The 14,359-nt window shown below is 65.6% G+C and carries 12 protein-coding genes; 8 read left to right on the top strand and 4 right to left on the bottom strand.

All coding sequences use genetic code 11. The annotated features are described in order from the left end of the window. Positions 1–26: 26 nt before the first annotated feature. Positions 27–2,138, bottom strand: a complete 2,112-nt coding sequence (locus tag QK287_RS08975) for a PASTA domain-containing protein (protein ID WP_226776013.1) — start codon at positions 2,136–2,138, stop codon at positions 27–29. Positions 2,139–2,257: 119 nt separating this feature from the next. Further along, entirely contained in the window at positions 2,258–3,658 is a 1,401-nt protein-coding gene (locus QK287_RS08970) for a lytic transglycosylase domain-containing protein (protein WP_282359875.1), read from the bottom strand. A 277-nt stretch (positions 3,659–3,935) separates the two neighbouring features. Here QK287_RS08970 and QK287_RS08965 point away from each other — a divergent pair, with 277 nt between their 5' ends. Beyond that, positions 3,936–4,289, top strand: coding sequence for an Rv2175c family DNA-binding protein (locus QK287_RS08965; RefSeq protein WP_226774323.1), 354 nt, complete (start codon positions 3,936–3,938; stop codon positions 4,287–4,289). A gap of 116 nt (positions 4,290–4,405) precedes the next feature. On the opposite strand, the gene QK287_RS08960 is transcribed toward QK287_RS08965, so the two are convergent. Further along, positions 4,406–5,500, bottom strand: coding sequence for a polyprenyl synthetase family protein (locus tag QK287_RS08960; protein ID WP_226774322.1), 1,095 nt, complete (start codon positions 5,498–5,500; stop codon positions 4,406–4,408). Next, complete coding sequence (locus QK287_RS08955; RefSeq protein WP_282359874.1) at positions 5,497–6,030, bottom strand: hypothetical protein; 534 nt, start codon at positions 6,028–6,030, stop codon at positions 5,497–5,499. Before QK287_RS08955 ends, QK287_RS08960 begins: the two co-directional genes overlap by 4 nt. Before the next feature lie 176 nt (positions 6,031–6,206). On the opposite strand from QK287_RS08955, the gene dinB reads away from it, so the two are divergent. The 7 genes from dinB to QK287_RS08920 all read left to right on the top strand — a co-directional run bounded on the left by dinB (position 6,207) and on the right by QK287_RS08920 (position 14,353). Beyond that, positions 6,207–7,367 (top strand): DNA polymerase IV, encoded by a 1,161-nt coding sequence (gene dinB, locus QK287_RS08950; RefSeq protein ID WP_282359902.1) that lies wholly within the window; start codon positions 6,207–6,209, stop codon positions 7,365–7,367. 277 nt (positions 7,368–7,644) lie between these two features. After that, positions 7,645–8,019 (top strand): DUF3040 domain-containing protein, encoded by a 375-nt coding sequence (locus QK287_RS08945; protein WP_226774320.1) that lies wholly within the window; start codon positions 7,645–7,647, stop codon positions 8,017–8,019. 435 nt (positions 8,020–8,454) lie between these two features. Then, positions 8,455–8,883 (top strand): division/cell wall cluster transcriptional repressor MraZ, encoded by a 429-nt coding sequence (gene mraZ / locus QK287_RS08940; protein WP_226774319.1) that lies wholly within the window; start codon positions 8,455–8,457, stop codon positions 8,881–8,883. Between the two features lie 196 nt (positions 8,884–9,079). Then, on the top strand, positions 9,080–10,078 hold the full coding sequence (gene rsmH, locus QK287_RS08935; RefSeq protein ID WP_226774318.1) for a 16S rRNA (cytosine(1402)-N(4))-methyltransferase RsmH: 999 nt from the start codon (positions 9,080–9,082) through the stop codon (positions 10,076–10,078). After that, positions 10,075–10,746, top strand: coding sequence for a hypothetical protein (locus QK287_RS08930; RefSeq protein WP_282359873.1), 672 nt, complete (start codon positions 10,075–10,077; stop codon positions 10,744–10,746). The genes rsmH and QK287_RS08930 overlap by 4 nt, the downstream gene beginning before the upstream one ends. 41 nt (positions 10,747–10,787) lie before the next feature. Beyond that, a complete protein-coding gene (locus tag QK287_RS08925) occupies positions 10,788–12,590 on the top strand; it encodes a penicillin-binding protein 2 (RefSeq protein ID WP_226774316.1) in 1,803 nt (600 codons plus the stop codon). 104 nt (positions 12,591–12,694) lie between these two features. After that, entirely contained in the window at positions 12,695–14,353 is a 1,659-nt protein-coding gene (locus QK287_RS08920) for a UDP-N-acetylmuramoyl-L-alanyl-D-glutamate--2,6-diaminopimelate ligase (RefSeq protein WP_226774315.1), read from the top strand. Positions 14,354–14,359: the final 6 nt, after the last annotated feature.

Here is a 14,359-nt window from a genome sequence, read left to right as displayed (position 1 = left end):
GCACTGACGTAGGCCAAGCCCCCGGGTCACACCACAGTAAGCGTAATGGTCGAGCCTTCCGGAACCCCCGTGTTCACCGGATCCTGGGCACGGACCGTGCCGAAGAACCCGCCGAGGATGTTGTCAACCTTGACCTTAAAGCCAAGCTGCTCCAAGGCTTTTTGGGCTTCCGCGGCCTGTTTCCCGATGAAACTGGGTACCTGGACCAGCTTGGGGCCCTTGGAAACGGTAAGCGTCACGGTCCCGCCCTTGGTCAGGTTGCCGGAAGGCGGGTCCTGCGACACCACGGCGCCCTTTGGCACTGCCCGATCGAAGACGGGATCGGGCGCCACCGCGGCTTTCAGGCCGGCGGCCTCGATGGCCTTGACCGCGTCGCCCTGCTGCTGCCCGCGCACGTCCGGCACCGGAATGGGCTGCGGCCCCTTGGAGACGGTGAGATCCACCGGAGTGCCGTGGCGCACCGGGTTGCCGCTGCGCGGCGCCTGTGCCAGGACAGTGCCGGCGGGCGCGGTTTCATCGTACGTTTCGCCGATCTGTCCCAGCGCCATGCCCGCGCCGTTGAGGGAGGTCTTGGCCTCTTCCAGGGATTTGCCGGTCAGCTGGGGCAGTGCGAACAGTTCGGCGCCTTTGGAGACTGCGAGTGAAACCGGCTGGAACTTACGGATGACTTCCCCCGCGGTGGGCGCGGATTCGACCACCAGTCCGGGGGCAACGTCGTCATCGAAGACGTCCCTGGTGCTGGACTGGAAGCCGGCCGTGCGGAGCAGTTGCTGGGCTTCGGCCACGGTCTTGTTCTTGAGCTGTGGAATCGTTCCGGGGGAGCCCGGGCCCATGCCAAAGAACCAGCCTGCCCCGCCCGCCAGCAGCGCAGCGAGAACCAGCAGCACGATCCACAACAGGCCGCGGCGGCTGGCGTTGCCGGCTCGCAGGCTCCGGACCGGCGTTGCCGCGGCTCGCTGGCGTGACCGATCGTCGACGCGGTCCTGCTTGCGCTGTGCCCGTTTGCTGCCCGGAACCGGTGGCTCCGGTTCGGGATTGTTATCCTCCGGGTAAGTAGCTTCCTCCGGGGCGGAGAGCGGACCGTAGCCGGGGTGCCGCGGAGAGGCGGACATTACAGCGGTGGGGTGGTTGCCGCCGGCGATGAATTCCGTGGCGTGCTGGCCGGCCCCGATGACTTCGGTGGCGCCGTTGCCGGGTATATGGTGCTGATCGCCGCCGGGTCCCGATGTGGCAGGGCCTGCTATCAGGGGGATCGCAGGGCGTGCCGCAGGGGGTTGCAGGTCGAGTTCGGCGTCGCTGAGGTTCCGCCGGATGTGGCGTAGCTCGGAGAGCAGGGCGGTTCCATCGACGGGCCGTTTGTCGGGGTCGTTGGCGGTGCACCACTGCACCAGTTCGTCGATTTCGGCAGCGAGTCCCGGCACCAGTTCGGAAGGGGCGCCAACTGCGGAGTTCACGTGCTGGTAGGCAACCTGGATCGGCACCTCGCCGTCGAATGGTTGTTGGCCGGTGATCATCTCGTAGAGCATGATGCCGACCGAGTAGATGTCACTGCGTGCATCGGACGGACGGCCGAGGACAAGTTCCGGGGACAGATACGCCACGGTTCCGATCAGCGCACCGGTGCTTGTCGACGTCGAAATAGCGCGGGCCAGTCCGAAGTCGCCGAGTTTGATTCGGCCATCGTCTGCGATCAACACATTCTCGGGTTTGATATCCCGGTGCAGAAGCCCCGCGTTGTGGGCTGCCCCGAGGCCCTCGACGACCGGGTCGATCAGCGCGAGGGCGAGGCGCGGTGGCAAGGCGCCCTTGGTTTTGAGGACGTCGCGCAGGGTGTGGCCTTTGATGTACTCCATCACCAGGTAGGCCGCCCGGTCATCCTCGCCCTGGTCCAGGACGCCCACAACGTGCGGGTGCGAAAGCCGGGCGGCTGCCTTGGCCTCGCGGCCCAACCGGTCGAGGAATTGCGGGTCGCCGGCGAGGTGGGGGTGCAGCACCTTCAGGGCCACATCCCGCTCAAGCCGCTGGTCGGTGGCCACGTACACGGTGGACATGCCACCGCCGGCGAGCCTGGATTGAATCAGGTACCGGCCATCCACGAGGGTGCCAACTAGCGGGTCCGACGAGTATTCCTGCACCATACGATCCTAATCGCTGCACGGAAACGGGCCCGGATCAACATGCGATCCGGACCCGTATCGTTATCCGCCCGAGGCCGGGCCAAGCGGCTGAATGCCGCGGCCCCGCCATGCCCGGGCTCCTAGCCGAAGGTTTTCTGCAGCGACTTGATGGATGCCACGTAGCGCTTGGTGTCGTCGTACATGCCGTACTTGCTGACAGAGTACTGGCCCTGGTAATACCCGGCGATGGCCGTGTCCAGGTCCGGGCTCGAACGGATCAGCTGGCGGATGATGGCGACGCCGGCCGTCGCGTTGTCGTAAGGGTCCAACAGGTTGAGCCGGCGTCCCACCAGGTCCGAAGCCCACTCGCCCGACGACGGAATGACCTGCATGGTGCCAATGGCATTGGCGGGGGAGACCGAGCGGTGGTCGAAGCTGGATTCCTGGAAGGCGAAGGCCAGCGCCAGGGAGGGATCGACGCCCATCCGCCGTGCTGTGTCGGCCACGATGGATTTCATCTGTTCGCGGCTGGGGACGGGCGAGGCGTTGAGCAGGGCCTTGTTTGCGTTGGCGGAGCTCACGACGGCGGCCGGGTAAGTGAAGCCGAGAAAGCTGCCCGGGACGAGGGGCGTTACGGTGGCGGCTGGCGGGGTGGCAGCCGGGGCGACGGAGGACGGCGTGCTCGGCGTGCCCGTCAGAGCCAACTTCTGGCCCGGGTAGATGATGCTGCTCATCGTCAGGCGGTTGGCGGAAAGGATATCGGCGAGCTTGACGCCGTTCCGGGCCGCGATGGCGGAGAGCGTGTCGCCGGATTTGATGGTGTACGAAGCCGAGGCGGGCGCAGCCGGTGCCGGAGCAGGGGCCGCCGGGGCGGGCGCGGCCGGTGCCGGGGCTGAGGGGGCCGGTGCAGCAGCGCCGCCGCCGATCTTGATCTGCTGGCCCGGGTAGATGATTGAGCCCATGTTCAGCCCGTTCCAGCCCAGGACCTCGGAGAGCTTGACGCCGTGGCGGGCTGCAATGGCGCTGAGGGTGTCGCCGGACTTCACCGTGTAGGCGCTGCCGGCGGCGGCCGACGGCGCCGGCGCCGCCGGTGCTGCGGGGGCGGGAGCCTCGCCCGAACCGCCGAGCTTGATCTTCTGGCCGGGGTAGATGGTGGTGTTCGACTGCAGCCCGTTCAGCTTCAGAATGGCGTAGGTATCCAGGCCGAACTTGCCGGCGATTCCACTGATCGTGTCACCGCGGGCAATTGTGTACTCCGCCGGGGCGGAAACCTGGGCCGGCCGGAACGCTGCGGGCACGGCCGCCGGCACAAAACCGGCAGGGATCAACGCGGAACTCAGCGACCGGACGGTCTGTCCCTGGGCCTGGGCTTGAATGGCCGCAGCCAGTGTGGCCGGGATGACACGGGGACGGGACTCCGCTGCGGCCGGCTGGGCGATGGCCAGGGAAGACAGCACGACGGCGGGAAGGGCAGCCGTCGTGGCGGCGATCATCGGCAGGCGGGGCCTCGCGGTTGTTTTCGGCGAACGTGACGTCGTCATAGGAAAGGTCCTCTTCTTAGCGGCGACCGCTGCGGTCTATCCGGCGTTACTGGTGTTACCAGTGTGACTCATGTTAATGCTGTTACAAATGTGATCTATGTGAATATCTCACGACTTGCGATTTGGCACAAGAACAGTTTGATATTCCGCAAACAAGTCATTGTGGAGTGTCGGTGAGGGCTCCCGCGGCTCCAGCGGACATGTCCACCGGAGCCGGGGGGATCGTCCGGCGGGCGCCGACTAGGCGCAGAGGCCGCCGGCATGGCAATCTTGATCCGTGAGCAATGTAGAAAGCCTTGTGGGCGAATGGCTGCCCCTGCCCGATGTCGCACAGCTTCTGAATATGTCAATTACCAAGGTGCATGCGCTCCTTGACGAACGTGCAGTGGCGGCATTGCGGGTCGGTGAACGCCGGATACGCTGCGTTCCTGCAGAATTCATCCAGGACGGCCACGCCGTCGAGAGCCTTAAGGGAACGATTGTCGTTCTGGCTGACGCCGGTTATTCCGACGAGGAACTTATTACCTGGCTGTTTACGCCGGACGAATCCCTGCGCGGCCGGCCCATCGATGCACTGCGCGAGGGCCGCAAGACGGAAATCCGGCGCCGGGCGCAGTCCCTGGCCTGGTAGCCGCTGGTTTCTGCCGCGCGGACACCAATTGTCGTTAAGCAACGACGCGGGCCTTGCACCTCGAAGATGAGGTGCAAGGCCCGCGTCGTTGGTGCTGTTGCAGGACAGCCCGGCGCTTAGGCTGCGCGGCTGACTGCGGCCTCGGCCAGTTTCCTGAGCGCAGTTTTCGGCAACTCCTCCAGCTGCAGGACATCCAACGCGGCAAACGCCGCCTGCCCGAATTCCTCGATGAGCACCTCCGTGGCCTGGAGCGCGCCGCTGTCCGTGATAATACGGCGGATTTCGTCGACGTCGTTTTCGTCCAGTCCGGGGCTGCCGAGCCTCGAGTCGATGAACGCAGATTCGGCCGGGCCGGCCAGATCCAGGGCAAACGCGATCAACACGGTCCGTTTACCTTCGCGGAGGTCGTCTCCGGCCGGTTTTCCGGTGGTCACCGGATCCCCGAAGACTCCCAGGACGTCGTCGCGAAGCTGGAAGGCCTCGCCCAGCGGGAGGGCAAACGCCGAATAGCCACGGAGCAGTTCGTCTCCAGCGCCGGCCAGTGCCCCGCCCAACGCCAGCGGATGCTCCGTGGAGTACTTGGCCGACTTGAAGCGGATGATGGACTTCGCCCTGCTGACCGCTCCGGCCCGGTCCCGCCTGGGCCCGGCTACTTCCTCGAGGATGTCCAGGTACTGGCCCGCCATCACCTCGGAGCGCATCAGGTTGAAAATCAGCCGTGCCCGGCTTCCAGCGGCCGCGCTTTGCCCGATCTCGGTAAACGATTCCTCGCTGAAGGACAGGCACAGGTCTCCGGTCAGAATAGCGGCGGCATGCCCGAACCGTTCGCTGTCCAGCGCCCAGCCCTGGGTCTCGTGTAATTCCCTGAAGCGCCGGTGCACGCTGGGACCGCCCCTGCGGGTGTCCGAGCGGTCAATGATGTCATCGTGGATCAGGGCCGCGGCCTGGAAAAGCTCCAGCGCCGCACCGGCCGTCACCACATCGGAGGATCCGGCGCCGCCGCCGGCACCCCGCCAGCCCCAATAGCACATCAGCGCCCGGAGGCGCTTTCCGCCGGTGACAAGGTTCGAGATGGATCCCATCAGCGGATCTATGTCCGGCGAGATCGAGGACATCAATGACTGCCGGGTGGTCAGGAAATCCGTGAGTTTCCCGGCAACGGCGGCGACATACGCGGCCTGTTCCAGGCGCAACTGTTCAATGAGGGTCACTTGACGGACTCGGGGGCGACATTCGCGCCAATGGTGAACGTGGAGATACCGGCGGCTTCGATCACCGAAATGTTGACAGTTTCGCTGTCATTGCGCAGGAAGTCCTTCGACGGGACGGTACCGACGGATTCTCCCGGAACGGCCTGGAAGCCCTGGGCAGCCAGCACTGTTGTGTAAAACGCCAGCACTTCGGCCGACGGAGCGGAGATGCTGCCGACCAGGGCGACCGTGGCCGGGGTTATGGTCTTGTCAAAGCTGCTGGAGACGACTTTCGCGCCGGGCATCACCGGCAGGAGCTTCGCCGGGAACCCGGGAACCATGGCGCCAACGGTGGCCGAGGTGCCGGGTGCTGCCGGCGGGCTGGTCGAGGCTGTGGCGGAGGGCTGGGCGGCGGTCGGCGCGGACGAGGCCGACGCGGAGCCCGGGGCTGTGCCCCCTTGGTCGGCGGGCGTGCAGGCGGCCAGGGCCAACAGCGTGCCCGCCGCCGCAACGGCTACCGCAGCGCGTCTGCGCTCTCGAAATTCCTTCACAGGGACTTTCCTCCTGGTGTTGACGCCGGATGCAGCTTCCAGTTTAGTCAGTCCCCGGGCATAGGATTGAAGTCGTGGGGCAGGAGCGGGATAAACAGCAGCGGGAGCAGCCTTCCGGTGGCGTACCCTCCCGGCCCGGCGAGGCACAATTGCGGGAGCTCCGGCGGAGCAGCATTATGCACGTGGATATGGATGCGTTCTTTGTCTCCGTGGAACTTCGCAGCCGGCCCGCACTGGTGGGCAAGCCCGTTATCGTCGGCTACCCTGCGGACCGTTCAGTTGTGCTGTCCGCTTCCTACGAAGCCCGGAGATTCGGTGTCAAATCCGCGATGCCGATGGTGGTTGCCATGCGGATGTGTCCATCCGCCGTCGTGATCGAGCCCCGGCACAAGCTGTACTACGAGGTTTCCGGCCAGATCATGGAAATTTTTGGTTCCATTACCGAACTCGTTGAGCCGCTCAGCGTGGACGAGGCCTTTCTCGACGTCGGGGGCGCCATCCGGCGGCTTGGTCCGCCCCGCGAGATCGGCGAACTCGTCCGCACCCGGGTCCGCAGCGAACTGGGCATCACAGCATCTGTTGGGATCGCGGCCAGCAAGTTCGTGGCGAAGATTGCGTCCACCCGCTGCAAGCCGAACGGACTGCTGCTGATCGGTCCGGAGGAGACGGTCCCTTACCTGCACAGCCTTCCGGTCAGCGCTCTTTGGGGCGTCGGTGCCAAGACCGTGGAGGTGCTCGCCCGGATGGGCATCCGAACCGTCGCCGACGTCGCGGCCTCCCCGCTGCCGTCCCTGCGCAAAGTGCTCGGCGCCTCGGGGGAGCACGTCCACCGGCTGTCGTGGGGGATTGATCCGCGCCCGGTGACCCCGGTGCGGCTGGAGAAAAGCATCGGTGCGGAAGAGACCTTCGCGGTGGACACCGCCGACGAGGCATTACTGCACCGCGAACTGCTGCGCCTCTCGCACCGGACAGCGGAACGGCTCCGCAGCGCCGGCATGCACGCGCGAACCGTGGCGCTTAAGCTGCGCTACGCAGACTTCTCCACGATCACCCGCAGCCGGACGGTCAGCACCCCCATCGACAGCGCGCAATTGCTGTACGCCGTCGCCGTCCAGTTGCTCGGGTCAGTCGGGGACCGCCCCATGACCGTGCGGCTCGTGGGGATCCGGGCCGAGCAGCTTGAGGAGGCGGCCCAGGCGCCCCTGCAGTTGAGCCTTGACCGCAGGGACGATAACTGGCGCGCCGCCGAGCAGGTCCTGGACCAGGTGACCCGTAAATTCGGGACAAAATCGGTACTTCCGGCCCGTCTGCTTGATCCCGGGAATACCCCGGGCTGAACCCGGCAGTTCCGTGGTCCTGTTCATCACGCCAGGGGGACTTTCGGCATCTTTCAGAACGGGGCACAACAAACTATCCTTATTAATACGAAGGTTTGGAACGACTGGATCGAGCGTTCGGATTAATGCAGGACCAGCTGGACACCCCGGAAGGGGCCGTGGAAGATCCCATTCGACCACCGACGGTGAATGGGAACCACACGGGATGCCCGCACGTTGTGGTTTTAGGGACACTGGTCGCGTCAGTCCGGACGTTGGCCGACTTAAGGAGGTCGTGATGCCGCTCTCGGAGCACGAACAGAAGTTGCTGGAGCAACTAGAGAAGCAGCTGCATGAGGACGATCCCAAGTTCGCCAGCTCGATGGGCTCGGACGCGGGGCGTTCATGGTCCACCCGCCATCTTGTGATCGGCGTACTGGCCACACTTGCCGGCATTGTGCTCCTGCTCTTGGGTGTAACGATTCAGGTCATCGTTGTCGGAGTCCTTGGATTCGTTGTTATGGGCGCTGGGGTTTACTACGCGACCATGCGGGGAGCCGCCGTTGGCAAAGCCAGGGCCGCTGGAGCGGACCGGAAATCGGGGAAGCCCAGGAGTTCATTCATGAGCAGCCTCGAGGAACGCTGGGACGAGCGGCACCGCGGCGAACCCTGAAGGGGCCGCCGGGCCCGTCCCGGTGTCGGCTCGTTGTTAAGCCTCCGGTAGCTGCCTCCACTTTCCACCACGGGAAGGACCGGCCGCAAAAAAAGATCCGCTTCGGCGGGTCTTTTTTCGTTAACTTCTGACTAGCGGGCCCAACTGAGGCGTTGCAGCGGCGCGCTGGGCTGCGGGGGAGGGCCCCGGCAAGACCCCACCCAAGCCCGTGTTGCCCGGACCGCCGCCGTGGCACCGCGTTTTCCTCCACTGCCAACCACGGGGCCCAGTTCCCTGCAGTTGCGGGGGACCGGAAGGAACGACGGGCGCAAATTGCGGCCGAAACCGGCGGTGTGTCGTTGACTGTGGAGGGATGTGGAGTAATATGGAGGCCGTAAGAGGGTAGTGGCAGCACGGGGGACGTTGGGCTTCCTACGAACAGACAGGCGGTGGGCCGTGTTTCTCGGCACACATTCGCCGCGTCTGGACGAAAAGGGACGAATTATCCTTCCCGCCAAGTTCCGCGAGGAACTTGCCGGCGGACTGGTTCTCACAAGGGGCCAGGAACGCTGCATCTACGTCTTCAGTGAGGCGGAATTCGGCCGTGTTCACGAGCAAATGCGCGAGGCACCAATCTCCAGCAAACAAGCTCGCGACTACATCCGTGTTTTCCTCTCCGGAGCCTCTGACGAGGTGCCTGACAAGCAGGGGCGCGTGACGATTCCGCCGGCGCTCCGGGAGTATGCAGGGCTCGGCAGGGAACTGGCCGTTATCGGCGCAGGCACCCGTGCGGAGATCTGGGACGCCCAAGCCTGGAGCGAATACCTCGCTGAAAAGGAAACGGCCTTCTCGGAGACCGATGACGCAATACCGGGGATTCTGTGAATCCCCGCAGGAACCAAGCAGCACTGCACGATTCTTGACCGAGATCTCCAGCCGCCCATCCTGCTGTTTTCCTGGCTCACTTCCCCGGAGCCAGGCGGACGCAGGATAGGCGCGGATGGGGATCTGGATCAAGAAGCGGCGCCAACAGCCAGCAACCGCACTCCAGGCATCAGCCCAACCACGAAAGGACGCAGGCATGACGGACCCTGACCAGTCGAAGCCTACGTCCGAACGGCATGTACCGGTCCTCAAGGACCGGTGCATCAATTTGTTGGCACCGGGATTCGCCGCGGCACGCAGCCGCGGCGAGAGCCCCGTCGTCATCGACGCGACCCTGGGCATGGGCGGTCATTCCGAGGCGATGCTGCAGCGCTTTCCGGACTTGCACCTGATCGGCATCGACCGCGATGAGGAAGCACTGGCCCTCGCGGAAGAGCGCCTCAAGGCTTTCGCCGACCGGATCGACCTTGTGCACGCCGTCTACGACGAAATCCCTGAAATCCTGGAAGACCTCGGCTTCGCGGAAGTCCACGGAGTCCTGATGGACCTCGGGGTCTCATCGCTCCAGCTGGACGAACGCGACCGCGGTTTTGCGTACTCCTTCGACGCCCCGCTGGACATGCGGATGGACCTGAGCCGCGGCCAGACCGCCGCCGACGTTGTTAACACCTACAGCGAAGAAGACCTTGTCCGGATCATCCGAAAATGGGGCGAGGAGAAATTTGCCGGCCGCATTGCCAACCGCATCGTGACCGTCCGGGCTACGAAGCCGTTTACAACGACCGGGGAACTCGTCGAGCAGATCCGCGACGTTGTACCGTCCGGCGCCGCCAAAACGGGCGGACACCCTGCGAAACGCACCTTCCAGGCGCTCCGGATCGAGGTCAATGAAGAACTCGATGTCCTCGAACGCGCCGTTCCCGCAGCGATCACCTCGATCGCACTCGGCGGCCGGGTTGTGGTGATGTCCTACCACTCGCTGGAAGACAAAATCGTCAAGGGCTTCTTCCAGGCCGGGTCCAAATCGTCCGCGCCTCTTGGTTTCCCGGTGGAACTGGAAGAACACAAGGCCGAGCTGAAAACTCTGACGAAGGGCACCGAAGTGCCCACCGCCGCAGAAATCGCCGAAAACCCACGCGCCGCGTCCGCCAGGCTCCGCGCAGTGGAACGCATCAAAACCAGGAGAGCCGTATGAGCACCGCCGCTGTCAACAGATTTCCCGTTGCCGCAGGCGCAACGGCCCGGGCACTGCCCGCGGGTTCCCCCGGCACCGGCCCCGCCAGGAAGGAGCGCACCCCGCTTTCACTGGTCCGTTCGGCCCCGCGGAAACGCCGCGCACCCTTCGTTGTGCTGTGCTTTGGCCTCCTTGCGGTCGCCCTGCTGGCCGTGCTGGTCCTGAACATCTCCGTCTCCACGGCCCAGTACCAGCTGGTGCAGCTGCGGGGTGAACAGTCCACCCTGACGAAGCAGAACCAGGACCTCACCCAGCAGGCGCAGAACTTTGACGCCCCGCAGAACCTGGCTGCCAAGGCCACCGAGCTGGGCATGGTGGCCTCCATCACCAAGGGCCAGATCGACCTGTCCACCCTGACCGTCACCGGCAAGGCCAAACCTGCGGTGAAAGGCGACGCCCCCGGAGCCGTTATCGCCGCTCCGGCCGTCGCAGGACAGCTCAGCGTCGTCCCGCCGGCCACAGTCAATGAGCCGCTCGCGAACCGTAAGCCTTCGCAGGACGCCCCGGTGCCGGCCGTGCCCGCGGCAGCTGTACCCGCGCCCGCTGCCGTGCCGGTCCCCGCCGCGCCGGCGGCTGAACTCCACGGCGGGTCCGTTCCCGCCCCCGCGCAGAAGATCCCGGGACAGTAACGCAGCTCGGATCACCCGCCAGGCAAAAGCAAGGAAACATCGTGGCTCAGAACACCGGCAAGGCAGGCAAAGCGAAAGCGCCGAGCACAACCCGGCGGCTGCGGCTGGGCCTTGGCCTGATGCTGACACTCCTTCTCGTCGTCGGCGGGAAACTCTTCCTGGTCCAGGGCCTCGACGTCGGGGGGATGGCCGAGGCCGCGCTCCAGAACCGGCTCACCCCCATTGAGCTGCCGGCCGAGCGCGGCAGCATTCTGGACACCAACGGCAATGTCCTGGCCAGCAGCGTGATCCGCTACAACATCGTGGTCGACCAGACCGTAAATACCAAAACCGAATCCTTCCGCCGGCTGGAGCAAATGGACGGCAAGGAACAACTGGTCAAAGTCTCCCGGGACCAGGGCATTTCCGAACTTGCCGCGGTGCTGGGCATGGACAGGGACACGGTGAAGGACGCCCTTACCGGTGAACAGCGCTACTACATTGTGGCCAAAGACCTGAAGCCCGACGTCGAGGACCGGATCTCAAAGCTTCGGATCCCAGGCATCGTCACCGAGGGCACCAGCAAGCGGGTTTACCCCAACGGCTCGGTGGCTGGCGGGATCGTCGGCTTCCTGAAAGACGGCAGCACCGGCCAGGCCGGCCTCGAGCAGACCCAGGACGAGATCCTCAAGGGCACCCCGGGCAAGCGGCTGTTTGAGATCGGTGCAGACGGACTGCGCATCCCGGTGGGAGTGGACCAGCTGACGCCGGCCGTGAACGGCAAGGACATCAAGCTCACCCTAAACTCTGACCTCCAGTACTTCGCCCAGCAGGCGATCCAGAGCCAGAAGGACAAGCTCAGCGCCGAATGGGGCGTGATAATCGTCTCCGATGCCAAAAACGGAAACATCATCGCGATGGCGGACACTGATGCACCCGACCCCAACGATCCCGGCAAGGTGGCGGCCAAGGACCGCGGCGTCCGTGCCGTCACGGCCGCCTATGAGCCGGGCTCGGTGGAAAAGATGATCACCGCCGCCGCCGCGATCGAAGAAGGCACGGCCCACCCGCTGGACCACTTTACGATTCCGCCGACCTACACTGTCGATGGCCAGACCTTCACCGATTCCTTCGTGCACGGTACTGAAGAGCGGACCCTCGCCGGCATTGTCGGGTATTCGATGAACACCGGCACAGTGATGGTGGGCCAGCGGCTCAGCAAGGAGAAACGTCACGACTGGCTGCAAAAGTTCGGTATCGGCGAAGCGCCGGACATCGGGCTGCCCGCCGAGTCCACGGGCATCCTGACCCCCGCTGAGCAGTGGGACGGGCGCCAGCAGTACACGGTCCTTTTCGGCCAGGGTGTCTCGCAGTCAACCCTGCAGACAGTCCGCGCCTACCAAAGCATCGCTAATGACGGCGTTATGCTCCAGCCGCGCCTGATCGACAGCTTCATCAACCCGGACGGCACCGAGGAGAAGGTCCCGGCCCAGGCGCCCCGGCAGATCGTCAGTGCGGACACCGCCAAACAGGTCCGCGATATCCTGGAGAGCGCCGTGACCGAGGGTGAGATTAAGGACGCCGCGATTGACGGCTACCGGGTCGGAGCGAAGACCGGGACATCCGAATCTCCCTGCGACGACGGCAAATCGGGCTTCTGCGGCTATACCGCCTCCATGGTGGGGATGGCGCCGATGGACGATCCGCGGTTTATTGTTGAAGTGGTCCTGCAACGGCCCAAGGGCAGCATCTACGGAATCACGAACGGACCGGTGTTCCGGTCCGTGATGAGCCAGACGCTGCGGACGTTCAACGTTCCGCCCTCCACCGGGGAGCCCGCCCGGTTGCCGCAGTACGCCAAGTAGGACCAAGCGCCACCCAGCACCCGAACCAAGGACTGCAGCCAGTGGCCGGAGGATTCCTCCGCGCAGCAGGTCCAGATCCACCAGCACCACCTACGGAGATCCACGTGTCAGATCAGTTTGCCCCCGGCGCTTCCGCCGCGCCGTCCGGCCCGGGGTCCACCCGCGGCTTCCGGCCCACCGCGGTTGCTGCAGTGCCGCTGGCAGCCATTGGCGAAGCGATCGGCGTCGACGTCCCCGGAGCTTCGGGGGCCGTACCGGTTACCGGGATCTCGCTGAATTCCCGCACCGTGCAGCCCGGAGACCTCTACGTGGCACTGCCCGGCGCGAGCCGCCACGGTGCCGGCTTTGTCGCCCAGGCCGTGGAGGGCGGTGCGGCCGCCATTCTGACGGACGACGCCGGCGCGCGCCTGCTGGCCTTCTCCCACGACATCGCCGTGCCGGTACTGCTGGCCCAGGAACCCCGCAGCCTCGTCGGCGGACTGTCCGCCCTGATCTACCGGAGCAGGCCCGACGACGCGATCGCTCCCGCCCTCTACGGCGTCACCGGCACCAACGGAAAGACCACCACCACATACTTCCTCAATGCCCTGCTGCAGGGCCTTGGACAGAAGACGGGACTGATCGGCACCATCGAGATCCTGGCCGGCGGCGCGCCGATTCCCAGCCTGCTCACCACGCCCGAGTCCACGGACGTCCATGCCCTGCTGGCGCTGATGCGCGAACGCGGCCTGGACGCGGCCTCGATGGAAGTCTCCTCGCATGCTGTGGCGTTCCACCGGGTGGACGGGGTTGTGTTCGACGTGGCCGGTTTCACCAACCTGACGCAGGACCACCTTGACCTGCACGGGAGCATGGACGAGTACTTCCAGACCAAGGCCCGGCTCTTTACGGCCGGACGGGCCCGCAGCGCAGTGGTGACCGTCGACGACGCCTGGGGCGTCAAGCTCGCAGCCACCGCTGGCATTCCGGTCACCACCCTGGCCACGCAGGCCGACAGCGCAGCGGCCCCGATCCGTGCGGAAGCGGACTGGACCGTCCACAACCAGGCACCGCGCGGACTCGGCACCGCCTTCACCCTGCAGCACCGCGACGGCACTCAGTTGCGTGTGCACACCGGGCTGCCCGGCAGCTTCAACGTCGCCAACGCCGCGCTGGCCACGGTTATGGTGCTCGCGGGCGGCCACGGTGCCAGCGCCGTACAGGCCGCCCTCGACGCGGCGGAACCCTTCACCGTCGCCGTTCCCGGCCGCATGCAGCTCGTCTCCACCGCCCCCGCCGCGGTGGTCGACTTTGCCCACAACCCGGACGCCCTGGCCCGGGCACTCGAAGCCGTCCGCTCCCCGCAACCGGGCTCCCGGGTGATCGTTGTGTTCGGCGCAACCGGACAACGGGACCAAAGCAAGCGGCCCGCCATGGGAGCCATCGCCGCACGCCTTGCCGACACGGTAATTGTCAGCGACGATGACCCGCACGATGAGGACGCCGCCGCAATCCGCGCCGACGTTATGGCCGGCGCACTGGACGCCAAAAAACACGAGGGCCTCGGCTGCAGCATCATCGAGGTGTTCCCCCGCGCGGCCGCCATCCGGAAAGCCGTGGAACTCGCCGGTCCGGCGGACACAATCCTCGTCGCAGGGCGCGGCCACGAAATTTGGCAGGAGGTCAAGGGCGTCAACCTCGCCCTTGACGACCGGGTGGAGCTCCGCTCCGCCTTGACAGCCCGGGGATTCACCGTTCTCGAAGACCAGCGGATAGAGTCCTAAACCGAG

It is taken from the genome of Arthrobacter sp. AL05 (genome assembly GCF_029960715.1).
In the GTDB taxonomy this organism is placed as follows: Bacteria; Actinomycetota; Actinomycetes; order Actinomycetales; family Micrococcaceae; genus Arthrobacter.
Note: the sequence above shows the minus strand (reverse complement) of the source record. Positions and strands in the feature narration are given on the sequence as shown.